This is a genomic window from Odoribacter sp., assembly GCF_985060555.1.
The window spans coordinates 25,720-43,378 of sequence record NZ_CFKYFN010000002.1; the positions used below are offsets into that span (position 1 = coordinate 25,720).

The following is a 17,659-nucleotide window of genomic DNA, read 5'->3' on the forward strand; positions in this document are numbered from 1 at the left end:
CAATAAACTATTTAATCCTCAATAATCGTACGAATATACAAATGAAATACAGAAAAGCACATTTACAAGCGTGAAAAATCTCCGTTACTTTGTATCGAAATCAAATCAGATGACAATGAACAAAAAGTTATTGACTATGGCGCTCTCACTGACGGTTATTCCGTCAGTTCTTTTGGCGCAGAAATCGGCTACGGAACACACTATCCGTGCCAACGAAGCTGTAAAGACGGAACTGAATTTCAACGACCGTCAGGATTATGAAGATGCCAACCGGGGCTTTATCGCAAGTATCGATGGAAACGCTGTACTGGACAAAGAAGGCAAAGTTTCTTATTCTGTGGAAGAATGGGATTTTCTGAAGAGCAATACTCCTCAGACAGCCAACCCGAGTCTGTGGAGACAGTCGCAACTCAACCGCATAAACGGACTGTTTGAAGTGATACCCGACAAACTTTACCAGGTGAGAGGATTCGACATAGCCAACATGACTTTCATCCGTTCTGACAATGGTTGGATTATCATTGACGTGACGACTACAGATGCCGCTGCCAAGGCGGGCTATGACCTCATTAAGAAGCATGTGGCAGACCTACCTGTACAAGGCGTAATTTTCACCCACCCTCATGGCGACCATTACGGAGGTATCGCTGCGGTGAAGGAGGCTTCATCTAAAAAGGATTTCGACATCATCGCTCCCAAAGGCTTCATGGCCTCGGCACAAAACGAAAACGTGCTGGCCGGAGTGGCTATGACCCGCCGTGCCACTTATATGTATGGTTTGCAATTGCAACCGGGTGAAAAAGGTACATTGGGTTGTGGTCTGGGACAGCGTATGTCAACGGGTAGCAAAGGTATCGCCCGCCCTACCATTGAAATAGCAAACACCGGAGAGAAACATACCATTGACGGCGTGGAGATGGAGTTTGTCTATGTACTTGACACAGAAGCTCCCGTGGAAATCATGATTTGGCTTCCGCAATTGAAAGCCTTCTGTACGGCAGAAGATATGACGCACAACATGCATAATCTGCAAACGTTGCGTGGTGCGAAAGTGCGCAACGGACTGCTGTGGAGTAAGGCGGTGGATACGGCTATCGAACGTTACGGAGACCAGGTGGAGGTGTCATTCTCCACCCATCACTGGCCCACTTGGGGCAATGAACGCATCGTGAACTACTGGGAAGCTCAACGTGATATGTATCGCTATCTGCACGACCAGACCCTGCATTTGGCTAACCGTGGGCTGACTCCTGATGAAATTGCCGAAGAGATGAAACTCCCCGCTTCGCTGGCATCGCAGTTCAACTGCCGTGGCTACTACGGTACGCTGAGCCACAACGTCAAGGCGCAGTATGACCTTTACTTCGGCTGGTTCGATGGCAATCCGGCACATCTTAACCCGCTGCCCCCTTCGGAATTGGGTGCCAAGTATGTAGAAGCTATAGGTGGTGCAGATAAAGTGCTCGAAGTGGCCAAGGCCTCGTATGCCAAAGGTGAATACCGCTGGGTAGCTACGCTACTGGATAATCTCGTTTTTGCCGAACCCGAAAACAAAGAAGCACGCCAGTTGTTGGCCGACACATATTCCCAATTAGGCTATCAGGCGGAAAGCGGTCCGTGGCGTAACTTCTACTTGACTGGGGCTCAAGATTTATTCAAGAAGAATGTGCCTTACACATCAAAACTCATCAATGACGGTGTATTGTCCCAGATGGATATGGGCACTTTGCTCGACTACTGCGCAATCCAGTTGAACGGGGAGAAAGCTGGCGGAAAGGAAGCTGTTATCAACATTAACTTCACAGATACGAAAGAGAAGGTGATGCTGATGCTCAATAATGGGGTGTTGAATCACCGCCTTGGCAGCCAGGATAAAAAAGCTGACCTGACCATGGAGATTGCGAAAATGGATTTCGTCAAACTGTTCTTCGGCAGAACGGATTTACAAACTTTGCATAAGACGAACAAGGTGAAAACTACCGGAGACACCAAAGCTATAGATATTATCCGTAGTGCCTGCGAACCGGCAGATCCTAACTTCAACATTGTGTTGCCGTAAACAGGAACAATATATTGATTTTTAACATGGCGGGTACATAGATGTGTATCCGCCTTTTTCGTATCATCGCATGTGACTAAGTTTGCATCAGCAGACATAGCAAATTTGTTCTCCTGTCTCCTCCCTCAAAATGATCAAAAGCCACTAATAGAAGGATCTGGTACAAAACTATGTACTTCTTTCGATTTCAAACACTTTGCATTATTTTCTCCAAAGCCATCTGTATGTGAGCGAGTTTTCGTATATTTGTTCTCTAATTGATGATTATAACTGAAGATAAAGTTCCTGCCGTCGATTGAATTTATTATTGGGTCGGTGAGAATGGGGAATACGATTTTATTTATACTAAGCTAAACGAACAAATTCGTTTGTTTTTCGTTTTGCTATCGAACTGTGTTTTATTATGGTCGAGATAAAAAAAGGGCATCTGTTGAAAGCTGTACTCTTCGATATGGACGGCGTATTATTCGATTCGATGAAGAATCATACGTTAGCTTGGTATAGAGCTTTGTCTTCCCGGGAGATCCCTTGTGAAAGAGATGAATTTTATCAATATGAGGGAGCTACAGCCGAATGGACAATTAATTTGATTTTTGAACGGACCTATCACCGGCAAGCGACTAAGCAGGAGATTGAAGAACTATATACCTTAAAAAGTAAATATTTTAATGAGCTGCCCGAGGCCGGGCCTATGCCAGGTGCCAAAGAGGTTTTGAAGATTGTCCGGGAGCACGGTTTATTGCCCGTTGTCGTTACCGGTTCCGGTCAACAATCGTTGTTGAAACGGTTGACCGAAGAATATGCCGGTTTTGTCGATGCTTCGACTTTGGTGACCGCTTTCGATGTCGAGCATGGTAAACCCCATCCGGAACCTTACCTGAAAGGCCTGCAAAAAGCACATGCTATGCCCGACGAAGCTTTCATTATAGAAAATGCCCCTTTGGGGGTAAAAGCCGGTGTAGCGGCTGGAGTTTTCACTATCGCCGTAAATACAGGGCCTATTCCTGAAAAACAATTGCAAGAGGCCGGAGCTGACTTGATCTATCCGGATATGTCGGCTTTACAAAAGTATTTGCCGCAACTATTGGCCGGACATCATAACCGGGCCTGAATTTTCCGGATTGCTAATCTATCGTATATCCAGAGAAATAGGTTTGAACAAAACCCATTGCCAATATAACCACCCATATCCCGGAAGGATTGCATTTCTCCCAGAATAAATGAGTTAATTCTTGACCCGATAGCTGGAATTGCCGGGCTACTTCTTCAAAATAAGCATTGTTCGAAAGCTGATCCGATAGTTGTAAGCCCTTCTCTGCTACTAGTTTCCGCGCCATAACTACTTTATCCGACATTTGCTGATAGACGCCTCCGGAAATAATACCGGCAAACACCTTTCCTAGAAACACTGGTATAAAAGAAGGTGTTTATATACATGTTTACCTTAAACGCAGATATATTTTTTCTTTCTATTCCGATTTCGGGTTTTATACCGTCAGACCGGGTCGTCTGGAACGGTCCGCTAAGGCTTTCCTTCTCTGACCGGCGGAACTCCTCACTCCGTTCGTCAGTGATAGAAAAAGCCAGTGTAAAGGCATGGGGACTGAACGTTACTTACGGCTTCAAGAAACCAAAGAAAAATCGGGCTTTGTCCATGCCTTTTCAAAGTTATAAATTATCGAATTATTAATTAATGTACAAATGTACGACTGAATAATTCTACTATAAATCGGGACATTGCTGCAAAATGGATTGCATAATGACAGCTGCAGCCTCGGCATCGGCCAGGGCATGGTGATGATTTTTCAGATCATATCCGCAAAAGGAGGAAACGGTATGCAACTGATAATTTTCCAGTCCTTTAAATAATTTCCGGGAAAGGCGGTAGGTACAGTAAAAGGAGTAACCGGGATAATCCATTTCGTAAAGCCGAAAGACAGCTTTCAGGCATCCCTCGTCGAACATGCTATTGTGAGCCACCAAAGGTATCCCTTCAATCATCGGAGCAATTTCCCGCCATACCGTAGGAAAAGCCAGAGCTTCCTCGGTATCCTCCCGACTCAAACCGTGAATAGCTGTATTACGCCGGGAATAAAAATTCGGTGCAGGATGAATCAGACTGTAAAACCGGTCTTCGATCACCCCCCGGTTCATCACGACGATCCCCACCGAACAAACACTGGTCTGCTGCCAATTGGCTGTCTCGAAATCTATTGCAGCAAATTTCTCCATTTTTACTTCAGCATTTATTTAGACAAAAATACATCATTAAAGCTTAAGATTTTCAAAACCCAGGCAACTGCATGACTACTGTGGGTATCAGTAACAGAAAACCCAGGACGACAAACAACAGGAGGATTTTGGCAAACCATTTTACCCACACCTCATAGGGAATGCGGGCGATTCCCAAAGCACCGATCAATACGGCGGAGGTGGGCGTGATCATATTGGTAAAGCCATCACCGAACTGGAAAGCCATCACTGTAGCCTGCCGGGAAATACCGATGACATCCGAGAAGGGAGCCATAATCGGCATCGTCAAAGCAGCTTTGGCCGATCCCGAAGGGATAATGATATTGATCAGCGTCTGAATTACATACATCGCACCAACCGAAGCCACTCTTCCGGCCTCGTTCATCAGGGAAGCCAAGGCATGTAATATAGGATCGATAATACGCCCGTCCTGCAAAATCTGGATGATACCTCCGGCCAGTCCGACCACAATAGCCGCCGATAAGATATCTTTGGCTCCTTCGAGAAACAATTTGATGATGCTGTCGGTATCTTTGCCCGCAGCATACCCCGTCAACACTCCCATCGCCAGAAAAATCGCCGAAATTTCGGGCAGATACCAACCATGCCCCATCACTCCGATCACCAGAAAAATGACCGTAAAAGCCAGGATAGAAAGGATAAAAAAATGGAAAGATTTCCGTAGCCCCAACCATCCGAACAAAGCGAACAAAACCGTACCGACCGGTACAGCATAAAAAGTGACCGAAGCATTCCCCAAACTAAAAGTAGTAACCGGATAAACGACAGCAAAAATAATCAGAGACACGAGAATCAATCCATACACGATATAAGAAGCCACCGGGATCGTATAAGCAACCTCTTCGCCACTTTCGGTACGGCGATTCCGCCAATATTCGTCGGCCCGATACATCGGGGAAAGGGTCGGATTGCGTTTCACCCGGGCCGCATAGATCAACACACAGGCAACTAAAATCACGGTGAGCAAAAACCAGCAAAACAAGCGGTATTCAAAACCGGAAAACAAAGGTAAACCGGAAAGTCCCTGAGCGATACCGATGGTAAACGGATTCAGGATCGCTCCGGCAAATCCCACGTGGGCCGCAACATAGACCATACACAATCCGGTAATCGAATCATACCCCATCGAAATAGCCAAAGGTACAATGATAATCACAAAAGCCAGCGTTTCTTCGCTCATACCGAAAACAGCCCCGAACATACTGAACAAGAAGATAATCATAGCGATCACCAGATTGTTCACCCCGATCCGCTTCATAAAACGATGCCGTTCCAATCCCTGCGTAAAACGCAAAAAAGAAAAAATCCCGACATCGATCGCCCGGCTATTGTTCATAATCTGAAAAGCCCCGCCGATAATCAGTAAAAAGGCTATGATTCCGGCCTGCTTCTCAAATCCTTGCAACAAAGCGGAAAATACCTGCCAGGTCTGTGGAACCGATTCCACCGCATGATAAGAATTATCGACAATCACCGACCGGGTCGTTCCGTTGACCTCGACGGTATGGCGACTATACTCTCCCGCCGGAATAATCCAGGACAAGACGGCACAAAGCAGAATAATCGAAAAAATAATCGTATAAGTATGAGGAATCTTTTTCAGCATAGCACATTAAATAATTAAACTTTTACGACACGCATACGGTGAGGGAACAAAGGTATATATATTTTTTTATTGATCTATGTTTTATTCTACACATCGCGGGAAAAATCGGTTAGACGATTAACAATCCGGGGAACAGTTTTTGTCGTACAACAAATTATTGCGAAATTTGCAATTCCAGAGACATCCTGGGCATAGGCACTTTCGTCCGACAAAAAACGAGTTAGAAATGTATACAGCAATCAGAAAAATCATTGAAGCAGCCTGGGAGAACCGGGAATTATTGAAGAAAGAAGAGACCCGGTCGGCTATCGATCAGGTAATCGGGTTACTGGACAAAGGGAAATTGCGCACGGCTACTCCAACCGACGAAGGTTGGCAAGTGAACGAATGGGTAAAAAAAGCGGTTATCTTATATTTTCCAACCCAACCCATGTCGACCATGACCACGGGACCATTCGAGTATCACGATAAGATCCGGCTCAAACAAGATTATGCAGAATTAGGAGTACGGGTAGTTCCTCCGGCTGCCGCCCGCTATGGAGCCTATGTCGCCCCGGGAGTGGTGATGATGCCTTCCTATGTCAATATCGGTGCTTATGTCGATTCGGGAACGATGGTAGACACCTGGGCGACTGTCGGTTCGTGTGCCCAGATCGGGAAAAATGTACATCTCAGCGGAGGAGTCGGAATCGGAGGAGTATTGGAACCGGTACAAGCTGCACCGGTCATTATCGAGGACAACTGCTTCATCGGTTCGCGTTGTATTATTGTGGAAGGTGCCCATCTGGAAGAAGAAGTCGTGCTGGGTGCGAATACGGTAATCACCGCCTCGACCAGGATCATCGACGTCACGGGAAATGAACCGATAGAATACCAGGGTTATGTGCCGGCCCGGTCCGTCGTGATCCCCGGTTCCCGAAAAAAACAATTTCCTGCCGGCGAATACGAAGTGCCTTGTGCGCTGATCATCGGAAAAAGAAAAGCATCTACCGACCTGAAAACCTCGTTGAACAGTGCATTACGGGAATTCGACGTGCCGGTATAAGAGATATAAAACAGATTCAGATTATTAAGATTAGAAATATATGGAGAAAATTAAAGCAGCCGTTATCGGATACGGCAATATCGGGAGATATGTAATAGAAGCTCTTCAAGTTGCTCCCGATTTCGAGATCGTGGGTGTTGTGCGCCGGAATGCCGCCGATGTACCGGCAGAATTGGACAAATACAAAGTAGTAAGCCATCTGCAGGATTTGGAAGGGGTTCAGGTAGCTATTTTATGTAACCCGACCCGCAGCGTGGAACACTATGCAACCGAAGCCCTCCGGCTAGGTATCAATACGGTAGACAGTTTCGACATACACACTCAAACCGTCGATTTACACCGCACTTTGGGAGAAGTGGCCCGCAAACACCATGCAGTGTCCATTATGTCGGCCGGCTGGGACCCGGGGACGGATTCCGTAATACGCGCATTATTGGAAGCCTGTGCACCCAAGGGGTTGACTTATACCAACTTCGGTCCGGGCATGAGTATGGGACATACAGTAGCCGTTAAAGCAATCGAAGGAGTAAAGGCCGCCCTGTCTATGACTATCCCCACGGGAACCGGGATTCATCGCAGAATGGTATATATCGAACTTCAGGAAGGATATCCCTTCGGTGAAGTTGCACAAAAGATCAAAAACGATCCCTATTTCGCCCATGACGAAACCCACGTGATGCAGGTGGAAAACGTAGACACATTGCTCGACATGGGGCACGGCGTGAACCTCACCCGGAAAGGGGTATCCGGTAAAACGCAAAACCAGTTGTTTGAATTCAACATGCACATCAACAACCCGGCCCTGACGGCACAAATCATGGTATCGGCCGCCCGTGCCACCATACGCCAGCAACCGGGCTGCTACTCTCTCATCGAAATTCCAATGATCGATATGCTTTACGGCGACCGGGAAGAACTTATCAGGCATCTAGTATAAAAAGATGCCTGATACCTTTCCCCGGAATATTTGGCAATGAATCGGAATCTAAATCCGCAAAGACAATCAAGGCAGATGCTCGAGTCTGCTTTTCAGCAGGTCACCCGATGAAGGACGGGCTGTTTTATAATCCAGCAATGTCCCGTCTTTTCCATAGAGCAGGAAATGGGGAATGCCTTTGACATTCATCATATCGGCGAAAGCCTCGTCGCGGACGAGCCATTGATTTCCGTGCATATGGAGCTGTTCCATTTGCTTTTCCCAGTTTTCGCGTTTGGTATCCAAAGAAATGCTGACAAATACAATGTCCCGACGGTTCAAATCCTTTTCCAATTTCTGGAGGTGGGGGACTTCCGCCACACAGGGAGCGCACCACGATGCCCAAAGATCAATGTAGATATATTTGCCGGCAAATTCAGTGAGACGATGCTCCTGACCGTTCTTATCTTCAAATACAGCGTCGGGCAAGGGAGCACCGGGAGAGGCATAACGTTTGTCGCGAAATTTCCGGATAAGTTGTTCCTTATCGGGTCGGTCACTGCAAAGTTTGTCGAGGCGTGCCAGATGCTCCCCGGAATAAGGATGCCGGCGGATATAGTCTTCGATGATTCTCCGGGTGATGTTTTCCCGGATGGAAGAAATGCGGAACCGCTCTTGCAGGAGACGGATTTGGTCTTCGGGTTCCGGGGCGTTTTGTTGCAAGTATTCGCTGATATAGAGGTCACTGCCGTATAACAGTTTCCAATAAGGCACATCCAGGGCCTGGGAGATGACAGGCAAAGCGGAGGCGAGCGCTGCAGGTATGCTGTCGCGGAACAATCCGTGGGCAAGATTCAGACATTCGATGTTTGCCCAGGCGGAAAGGTAACCGGCAGTCGTTGAATCGAGCCGCTCCCGTTCGGTAATACGTTGGACTTCGCATGGAAACCGGGCGAGGCGGGAAGCGAGTTCCGTTCCGGCAGGCGGATTGCTCCAAAGGGTTCGGCTTTGGTTGAGCGACCATTCCCGGAAGGCCTGCAATGCCCGGTTGTCCGGATCTGTAGCACCGATGGACGTCTGGCCGCCGGTAAGATGGAAATCAAGGTCTACGGAGGCATTGGCTTGCAGGGCGACAGGAGTCACGAATTGCCAGCGCTCTTCCCCGGTGACAGCTACGCCGAAGAGATTACAAAAAACCACCTCCCGAAAAGGAATAGTTGTGGAAAAATACCCGGCACTATCCACCTTAACATAGAGTAGTGTGTCCTCCATCTGAATACCGAGCATATCGACAACGGTATTGCTGTCCATATAGAGAGTGCCGCAAAGAGTATACTCCTGTTTGTTCCGACAAGCAAAACAAAGCAGGATGAAGAGATAAATGAATGTCTTTTTCATGGATATTGTTTCAAAAAGAGGAGAACGCGCCGAAAGACTTTTCCTCTCAAGGCACATTCTCCAGTTCGCAATAAGAAAATAATTACCGGGGTTTATAAACTACTTTCAAGGGCTTGTATGCCACGTTCAAATAGGGAGAATCTCCTTCGTTTTTACCGGTGTTGCAATTCAACAGATAAAACGAACCGTTCAAACCACTTGCCTGAGGTTGATAGACGCCAACATAAAGCTGCTGGTTATCCGGACTGACGGCAAGACTGGTAATTTCAGCCCCTTCCAAGTCATCCAACGTGCGCCAAGGTTCGGTCGGGAACGAAGTGGCGGTATTGTAATACCAACGATAGATTTTATTGCCGGAAGCATAAAACAAACATTGGTAGGTCGTGTTGGAAACATAAGGGCTTTCCGAAGTGAGTGCCGGAGTACCGTTAATGACCACTTGATTATCGGATAGTCCGAAACTTTGTTGGGTGTAATCGCTATTCCATATTGTCCAGGTATATGCAATAGAGGTTTTCATAAAGACACCGTCTTTGCAAGTAATCATGGTAAAATAATTTCCATCCCGCTCATAAAGCGCTATCGGAGAATGACCTCTGAAATCCAATCCTTGGTCGGCAGCCGAATATTCATAGTAATAATTGTAGAAATCGACAATAGTCTCTTTTTCCATATCCCAAAAGATAATCGCATCCTGATAACCTAACCCTTTTGCCAAAACCACATTTTTATCGTAGGTAGACGCCATTTGCCGGCCATAATTTACAATCAATCCTTCCAATGTGGCCATTTTATATATTTTACGGCTTTCCGATATAACAGGCGACGCCGCACCCGTTCCATCCACGACAAGCAATCGCTCCGGAATGAAATCCGGATTGCCGTCGGTAATGATATTCTCCACGTTCAGCATTTTACTGTTCAAGGCATATACGGAAGGCTTATCCTTAAAACTGATAAAAAGTTGTTTGTCCCGTTGTCTGAAGTCGGTGGGCTGGCGTGGAAATTCCACGCCCGGATTATTCACCGCCAAGCAATTGGTCGTGAAAAAACGCTTTTTCCCTTCGGCAATTTCCCTGTCGCTCAATTCCCGCATAATGGAAAGCAAAGGTTCACCTTCGGAGTTGTCACTCAGGATAGCGATACCTTTTTCGTAGGCGGAATTGATGTTCAGGGTAAATTCGTAAAAACTGCTGCCGTGCTCGTTGCTGATTTTCAACCGTGCCGGGAACGCCCCCAATTCATTACCCGTAAAACGAAGTGCGGAGGAGTCGGAATAAAATTTGTAATTCACCTCCCATTCATACGTAAGGGGCAATTGCCGTTCGCTTTGGCTGACCAACCCTTCAGTAGGAATAAGCAATTCCTCGTTTTGGTCGATGTTGTAGACTTTCTGCATTTTCAGCGTATCGATACTGATTTCTGAAATGCGCACCGTATCCACAGTCGTTTCATCTTCGAAACAGCCGGCAAACAACGGCAAGCAAAGGATAAAGAACAGATATTTCAATGTTTTCATGATATTTTTCTTTTTCGGTTATTATACATTGGGCTTCGGAAAGGTGGTCACACCCAATTCCGGATGTGCCTGAAAGTATTCATACATAGGGCCGCATACGTATTTCTGAAGAGCATAGTTAAAATCCCAGTCCCAACCTCCGAAATCCTGTTCTCCCCAACCGGTATTGTATTTTTGATCCAAATTCTCTCCGTATCTTTCCACCAGCGCTCTATAGGTTGCCGGCAACGTCTCTTCCAACCGGTGGAAAAAATCCATGAAAGTGACATACACCACCGGATTCCAGGGCCCCATATTACTTTCCGACCAGCCAAAACTTCCGTTCCACGTCGTCCAGTTCGGTTTGCTGACAACATTATTGAAAGTGATGATGGCTTCGCAACTGATTTCTTTCTCGGTTTGTGCCGTGGGATTGAAATAATCGTTCGGCAACAGGCGGAACGCTACCGTCCATTCGGTGTCTCCGAGGGCAGAGCGTTTGAGGGTAACAGGCACTACGGCATTAACGGAATCTTTCTCCAGGGTGAGTTGTTCCGGCACCGTATAATGCAAAGGCGATTCGGCATTGGTGCGTTTATCTACTACCTCGATTTTAAAGTTACGGGCCACCTCTTTCACAGATGCCCCGATAATGCGTACCGGAAGCTCAACCACATGCTCTGTGGTACTCAACGGAGTCACACCGAAAGAGTAGTTAACGGAGTCCTGGGTGAAATAGATGTCGATAACCGAGTCATCGAAAGTCGGATAATCCGTTTCATGGCAAGAGGCTATACACAAGCCGATGAATAGAAATAATATCGTATGTTTCATGGTTTTCTGTTTTATTGTTTAACATCATAGACTTCGTTTCGATAGTTGAATTCCTCCTCGGGGACAGGTACCGTATAGATACTATTGGCGGCCGGGAGAATCTCGCCCGTGATAGCCTGAATGTCGAGGTTAAGACGCTTCATATTGAAAAAAGTCTGTCCTTCACCGACAAATTCCTTGTAGCGTTCTTGTGTGATTTTTTCTATGGTCAGCGATTCGGCGGGTATGCGGTCATCCAATGCCACAAGCCCGCGGCTTTCCAATACGGCATTAAAATAATCGGCGGCTTTCGGATCATTTTTGCGCAAGAGACATTCGGCAGCGATGTAATACATCTCCGGCAACCGGATCAGGTTAACACCCGGAATCTGTCCAGCCGGACGATTATTGCCGGTACTCAGTTGATAAGGGTCTGTCAGTTTGACAAACCGGAGGTTATTGCTGATGGTCTGGAACCAGGCCGCCCAACGATAATCGTTTTCTCCGCCTCCCTGCTGATACACGGTGGCGATACCGTTCCACGGGTTGAGACTTTTGAAAGAAACAGCGTCATACAAATCTTCTTTCGTACGGGTGTAAAAACTCTCTTTGGCATACAACCCGAAAATGGTTTCTTTTTGCGAAAGAGCACCGATAACATCCCCTGCGATTTCAGTTTTTTCCACTAATTCCAAACCGCCTTCACGGATGACTTTATCGGCATAATAGAAAGCACTGTCGATATTCCCCTGAGTGAGGTATACACGGGCCAGCGTGGCACGCGCTGCCTGAAGATTAAAGTGGATGGACTGGTCCAGAAAGAAACCGTCTTCCGGGGAAGCCGCCTCATAAAGTTTTTCGTTGTCCAACAATTTCTCAGCCGCACGCAGGTCTGCAATAATGCGCTCGTACACTTTTGTTTTGGGCAGTATATCCGACGGTTTCAGAGAGAATGCCGTATTATAAACGATACCGCGGGTCTTGGCGTCGGTTGCCTGGTCGGCATAGAGACGCAGAAGGTCGAAATGCATATAGGCACGAAGTCCTAAGGCCTCCCCTTTATAGATGTCGTAAAATTCAAGGGTCTCGGGAGATTGGTTTTCCAGATTAACCAAAATATTGTTGGCATACGAGATATTCTGATACATGGTGCTCCAAATATCGGAAAACACCTTGGTAACTTCCGGATTCTCCTTGTATTTGAAGGCAGACAGGTCCGTAATGTCACTGTTGCCCGGACAATTGAAATACTGTGCCAGCACATCCATGACATAATAAGTCATATAAGCGCCATAAGCTTTGTCATTGCGCATGGAAGCATAAACCCCGTAAAGGGCGTTTTCAAAACCTTTGCGTTCAGAGAGGAGGTCTTTGCCGACTATCTCTCCTTTGGGGTGTACATCGAGAAAATTGTCGCACGAGGTAGCCAACACCATGAGGCCAAGCCCGCAAATCATATTTTTTATATTGAGTTTCATGATTCTGAAATTAGAAAGTGGTACTTAAGGTAAATTCAAATCCGTTGCCGTAGAGATAATCGAGCCCCCGTTCGACTTTCACGTTCGAAAAGCGCAGGATATCCGACAGATTAACGCCCAAGCGCAGATTTCGGAGCATCATCTTCTGACAGATACGTTGCGGAAATTCGTATCCAAGATTCACGGAAGTGATGGTGAGCACGTTTTCTTTTTCCACAAAACGGTCGGTCTGCTGTGGAACGCTGTGTTCGGTGATATTGCGATACAGGGCAATATCGCCGACCTCCTTCCAACGGCTGTCAAATGCACGGCGATCCACATTAGTCCGCCCTGTAGTCCCTTCCACACGGCTGGCCCGGGTCACATTATAAAGATAACCGCCGCATTTGAAAGAGCCCATAATATAAAGACTGAAACCTTTATAGAAAACATTGGTATAGACATTGCCGTAAAAACGGGGGTCGGTATCGCCGACAACCACTTTATCGTCCGCCGAGTAGGTGAAAGTGCGGGTACCGTCCAATTTGATGAACACCTCGCGTCCGGTAGCCGGGTCGATACCTGCCGACCGCACGACTTTCAGGGCGGAAGTCGATTCGCCCTCTTCATACTGTGCCAGCGGAGCAGGAGTCTGACGGGTTGGAGCCACGTCATTGTTCAGTTCATTCTGACGTTTCAAGGCATTACTGATTTTCAGGATACGGTTTTTATTGGTGGAACCGTTCATCCCCAATTGCCACCATACGTCATTCCGCTGAATGATAAACCCGTCGACAGAAAATTCGAAGCCTTTGTTTTCCATCTCCCCGATGTTTTGTTTACCACTGACCACCCCGGTAGACGGAGCGATACTGGCATCCAGCACTAAGTCTTTCGTCCTTTTGAGATAAAAATCGAGGGTGGCGTTCAACCTGCGATCGAAAAGGCTGATATCTGCACCGATATTGTAGGAAAATTCCCGCTCCCATTTCAAATCATCGTTACCGATGGTTTGCGGAATGGCGCCGATACCATGCAAATATTCCAAGGTGTTTTCGTATTTGTACATGGTGATAGACTGGAAAGGCTCGAAATTGACTTTACCCGTATACCCCACGCTACCACGTATTTTCAACAAATTCAACTTCTCGAATTTCAGGAAATTTTCATTGTGCAGGTTCCAACCGAGCCCCCCAGACCAAAATTGCCCATACCGTTGGTTGCTTCCAAATTTAGAGGAACCGGAAAGACGGTATACAAAATCGGCATAGTAGCGATTGTTATACATATAGTTAGCATTGGCAAAGAAGCCGACTTCCGTACTGAGGTCCTGATTCCCGGAAGGTTTGTTCTTGCTGTCTGTCGGATACCCGGTGGCATGACCTATGAAGTTCAAAGCATCGTCATAGAATCCAGCGGCTTTCAGAGAGGAGTTCTCACTTCTGTTCTTGCGGATTTCCGCTCCGATAATCATACTGATTAAACTGTTGTTTTCCGTCAGCTTATTGAAAGCGCCGTTGATATTCCCCGCCCAGTCCACCGAGCGGCTGTTGCTGATTTCCAAGCGTCCTTTTTTGGTGATATCCGTCTCATCTTTGAATGCTTTGGAATCGGGCGATATGTATTTTTCTCCGTTGCCTTCAGAAACGGCGATATTGAAGTTACCGGTAATGCGGAACAAATCATTGATATCCCAGCGTATGTCTGTTGTATTGGTAATGCTTTTGTTGCTATTCAATGTGAAATTACCCAATTTGGCGTCTATCATCGGATTCCAGTTGTCCCACGAGAGGTTTCTGTTGGGATTGCCGTATTCATCGTATATCCGGTCATAAGGATTTTGGTCGATCCAGTTGCGGAAGCTGCCATAGGGGGTATCTTTCGTGTCCGTTTCGTTGTAGTTGGTACGATTGGAGAAAGTCAGTTGGTTGGGCAAGTGGTATTCCAATTTGAACCCGAGAGCATACCGGCGGCGATAGTCGTCTTTCATGACTCCTTGCGTATTGTTGAAACGTCCGGACAGTTCGTAACGGATGTTGGACGCTCCTCCGTAGATGCGCAAGGAATGGTCATGGGAGAATGCCGTGCGGGCAGGCTGTGAAAGCCAGTCGCTGTCTACTCCACGGGCTACTTCTTTGTATCGTTCGTTGTATAGCTGATCGAGACGATATTGTTCTTTATCCATATCCACACTGCCCCAACGGTCCTGTTCTGGGGTATAAAGTCCGGAAAGTTTTTCATATTCCAGTTTTTCCCGGGCATTCAAGAGATCGTAATCTTTCAGGTAAGGGAATTGGACGTTACCGGTAAGGTTGTAATTGACCCGGATATTTCCCTCTGCCAGTTTTTTACGCTCGATGACGATGACACCATTGGCGGCGCGGCTTCCGTATAAAGCAGTTGCGGAGGCATCTTTAAGTACGGTGATGTTCTCGATTTCGTTCATGTCGAGGTCATATAATTCTTCCATACTGATTTCCACCCCGTCCAGCATAATGGTGGGTTGGTTCACAACACGCGTGCCGGAAGAGAAAGAACTCATACCACGTAATAAAAGTTCAGGCACGCGATTGGGATTAGAACCGAGATCACTACGCTCCACTAAGTTCAATCCCGGAGTCAGAGCGCTGATAGCTGCAATGATATTGGTATTTGAAACCGATTTCAATTGGTCGTTGGTGATGGTTTTTACTGCACCGGTGTAACTGTTTTTGGATTTGGTGAAATAGCCGTTCACCACAACTTCGTCCATCTCAGCGACTTCCTCTTCCAGGCGTACGGTCATCTCTTTATCGGTCTGGACGGGAAGCGTGACGGACTTATAACCGACGAAAGTGAAGGTCAGTTCCCGAATATCTTCCGGCAAATTCACAGTGAACAACCCATCGGCATCGGTAGCAGCACCCGTTACGGCACCGCCTCCGTCCATGGCAACAACAGTAACCCCCGGCATAGGTTGTCCGGTTTTGGCGTCGATAACATGCCCCCGTACTTTCACTACTTGCGGCACCTGAGGTGCGGCTGCAAGTGCTTTGATAATGATGGTGTTGTTTTGAATTTCATAGTCCAGCGCGTTCCCTTGCAGACAAGCCCGCATAACTTCGTGAATATCGTCACTATCAATACGAAGACTTACCATACGATTGTTTTTCACCAGCTCATTACTGTAAAGAATGTTGAAACCGCTTTGCTGTTGTATCAGCTTTAATACTTCGGTCAACTGTTTGTCCTTCAGGTTCAGCGACACTTTCGTCTGCTGTGCCTTACTCGGGATAGCCGAAGTGTTCAACACCAAGGCCAAGCTAAAGAATAACAATAGCTTCATGGTTAATCGGATTTTTTTCATAATTCAAAATGTTTAGTATTAATTCGCACACTATTTTTTAGACACTATCACCGTGTCATCGCTAATAGTAAAGGAAATATCGTAGGCTTTCTCTATCATGCGGAGAAGGGTAGAGATCTGGTCGAAACGTCCTACATTTCCGGTAAAGCGATAGCCGGCAACCTGAGGATCCCGGAAGAATATTTTCACATCATACCAACGTCCGAGTTGTTTTAATATTTCTTCCAATGTCTCGTTTTCAAAGACAAAACGCCCGTGTATCCATCCTAAAGAAACTTGCGGGTCGACCGTATGAATCCGCATCCGGCCATCGTGGGTAGTATAAATACATTGTTCATCGGGACGCAACAGCGCAGTATGCGCCGATTCACGCTCCTTTATTTGTACAGAACCGGAAACAAGAGTAGTGAATATAGCCTGATCATCGGTGTATGCTTTGATATTGAATTTAGTGCCTAATACCTGGACTTCCATTCCCCCGGTCATTACGATAAAAGGTTTCAGAGAATCGAAAGCTACTTCAAAATAGGCTTCTCCTTCTAAATGAACAACTCTCTTTTCGCCCGCAAAGACCAACGGAAAATGCAACTTTGTGTTGGAATTCAGATAAACGCGACTTCCGTCTTCAAGAACGAGCTTGTATTCCCCACCCCTCGGCACGACAAGGGTCTGATACTCTTCCGTGGCAACCGAAGCCGGTTGACCGGATTTGATGGTCAGGGTGTTGTCTTTGTTATCCAATCTGACGTCAGAATCTTGTTGTGGAGAGAAGTTCCGTTCATCTTCCAGATTTACCGTTTCTCCGGATGCAAAAACCAAAAATGCCCTGGCTGAACCCGGAAGCGGTTCCGTCTGCCAAACCATGGGGATAGAAACAGAAGGAGACTGTTTCCAATACAGGTAAACGGCAGTGCTGATCATAGCTAATAACAAAACAGCAGCAGCATAACGGATTATGTTCCGGAAATAAGATCTCTTTCTTAAATACAGCCGTTTTTCCAGGCATTCCCAAGTCCGCTCCGGATGTAACTGTCCATACAGATTTTTCTTGTCATCCAAATTTCTTCGGGATAACGAAAGATACAACACGCGATTTGCCTCTATTGTTAACCAACGGTCCAACTCCTCTTGCTCGGCTTCCGTCAATTGCCCTTTCAGGCTTTTTATTATCAGTTGTGAGATGTAAAATGGGTATTTCGAATATTTCATTTTCTTTCCGCTTTTTATGTAATACAACTAAGCGGATA

13 protein-coding genes are annotated in these 17,659 nt (G+C 46.6%); 4 read left to right on the forward strand and 9 right to left on the reverse strand.

From position 1 onward, the window contains the following. Window positions 1–136: 136 nt before the first annotated feature. Entirely contained in the window at window positions 137–2,059 is a 1,923-nt protein-coding gene (locus AC5RDS_RS00140; RefSeq protein WP_013611777.1) for an alkyl/aryl-sulfatase, read from the forward strand. Window positions 2,060–2,462: 403 nt separating this feature from the next. Next, on the forward strand, window positions 2,463–3,170 hold the full coding sequence (locus AC5RDS_RS00145; protein ID WP_368323673.1) for an inorganic diphosphatase: 708 nt from the start codon (window positions 2,463–2,465) through the stop codon (window positions 3,168–3,170). A gap of 13 nt (window positions 3,171–3,183) precedes the next feature. On the opposite strand, the gene AC5RDS_RS00150 is transcribed toward AC5RDS_RS00145, so the two are convergent. From AC5RDS_RS00150 to AC5RDS_RS00160, 3 genes are all read right to left on the reverse strand, one after another. Further along, entirely contained in the window at window positions 3,184–3,468 is a 285-nt protein-coding gene (locus tag AC5RDS_RS00150; protein WP_118113252.1) for a hypothetical protein, read from the reverse strand. A 313-nt stretch (window positions 3,469–3,781) separates the two neighbouring features. Continuing rightward, complete coding sequence (locus AC5RDS_RS00155) at window positions 3,782–4,291, reverse strand: 3'-5' exonuclease (RefSeq protein ID WP_013611780.1); 510 nt, start codon at window positions 4,289–4,291, stop codon at window positions 3,782–3,784. A gap of 52 nt (window positions 4,292–4,343) precedes the next feature. Continuing rightward, a complete protein-coding gene (locus AC5RDS_RS00160; protein ID WP_013611781.1) occupies window positions 4,344–5,939 on the reverse strand; it encodes a YfcC family protein in 1,596 nt (531 codons plus the stop codon). Between the two features lie 226 nt (window positions 5,940–6,165). Here AC5RDS_RS00160 and AC5RDS_RS00165 point away from each other — a divergent pair, with 226 nt between their 5' ends. Together AC5RDS_RS00165 and AC5RDS_RS00170 are read left to right on the forward strand one after the other, a co-directional pair. After that, window positions 6,166–6,984 (forward strand): 2,3,4,5-tetrahydropyridine-2,6-dicarboxylate N-succinyltransferase, encoded by an 819-nt coding sequence (locus AC5RDS_RS00165; protein ID WP_013611782.1) that lies wholly within the window; start codon window positions 6,166–6,168, stop codon window positions 6,982–6,984. Window positions 6,985–7,024: 40 nt separating this feature from the next. Further along, window positions 7,025–7,921, forward strand: coding sequence for a diaminopimelate dehydrogenase (locus tag AC5RDS_RS00170; RefSeq protein WP_013611783.1), 897 nt, complete (start codon window positions 7,025–7,027; stop codon window positions 7,919–7,921). Window positions 7,922–7,987: 66 nt separating this feature from the next. Here the strand turns inward: AC5RDS_RS00170 and AC5RDS_RS00175 are convergent, their stop codons facing one another. From AC5RDS_RS00175 to AC5RDS_RS00200, 6 genes are all read right to left on the reverse strand, one after another. Next, window positions 7,988–9,298 (reverse strand): TlpA family protein disulfide reductase, encoded by a 1,311-nt coding sequence (locus AC5RDS_RS00175; protein WP_013611784.1) that lies wholly within the window; start codon window positions 9,296–9,298, stop codon window positions 7,988–7,990. A gap of 82 nt (window positions 9,299–9,380) precedes the next feature. Continuing rightward, window positions 9,381–10,817 (reverse strand): hypothetical protein, encoded by a 1,437-nt coding sequence (locus tag AC5RDS_RS00180; RefSeq protein ID WP_013611785.1) that lies wholly within the window; start codon window positions 10,815–10,817, stop codon window positions 9,381–9,383. Between the two features lie 21 nt (window positions 10,818–10,838). Next, the gene (locus AC5RDS_RS00185) at window positions 10,839–11,630 is read right to left on the reverse strand and encodes a DUF4843 domain-containing protein (RefSeq protein ID WP_013611786.1); all 792 of its coding nucleotides are present in this window, start codon (window positions 11,628–11,630) and stop codon (window positions 10,839–10,841) included. An 11-nt stretch (window positions 11,631–11,641) separates the two neighbouring features. Continuing rightward, window positions 11,642–13,087 (reverse strand): RagB/SusD family nutrient uptake outer membrane protein, encoded by a 1,446-nt coding sequence (locus AC5RDS_RS00190; protein WP_013611787.1) that lies wholly within the window; start codon window positions 13,085–13,087, stop codon window positions 11,642–11,644. Between the two features lie 10 nt (window positions 13,088–13,097). Next, entirely contained in the window at window positions 13,098–16,412 is a 3,315-nt protein-coding gene (locus AC5RDS_RS00195) for a SusC/RagA family TonB-linked outer membrane protein (protein ID WP_118122036.1), read from the reverse strand. A 30-nt stretch (window positions 16,413–16,442) separates the two neighbouring features. Beyond that, a complete protein-coding gene (locus AC5RDS_RS00200) occupies window positions 16,443–17,621 on the reverse strand; it encodes a FecR family protein (RefSeq protein ID WP_118103572.1) in 1,179 nt (392 codons plus the stop codon). Between the last annotated feature and the right edge of the window lie 38 nt (window positions 17,622–17,659).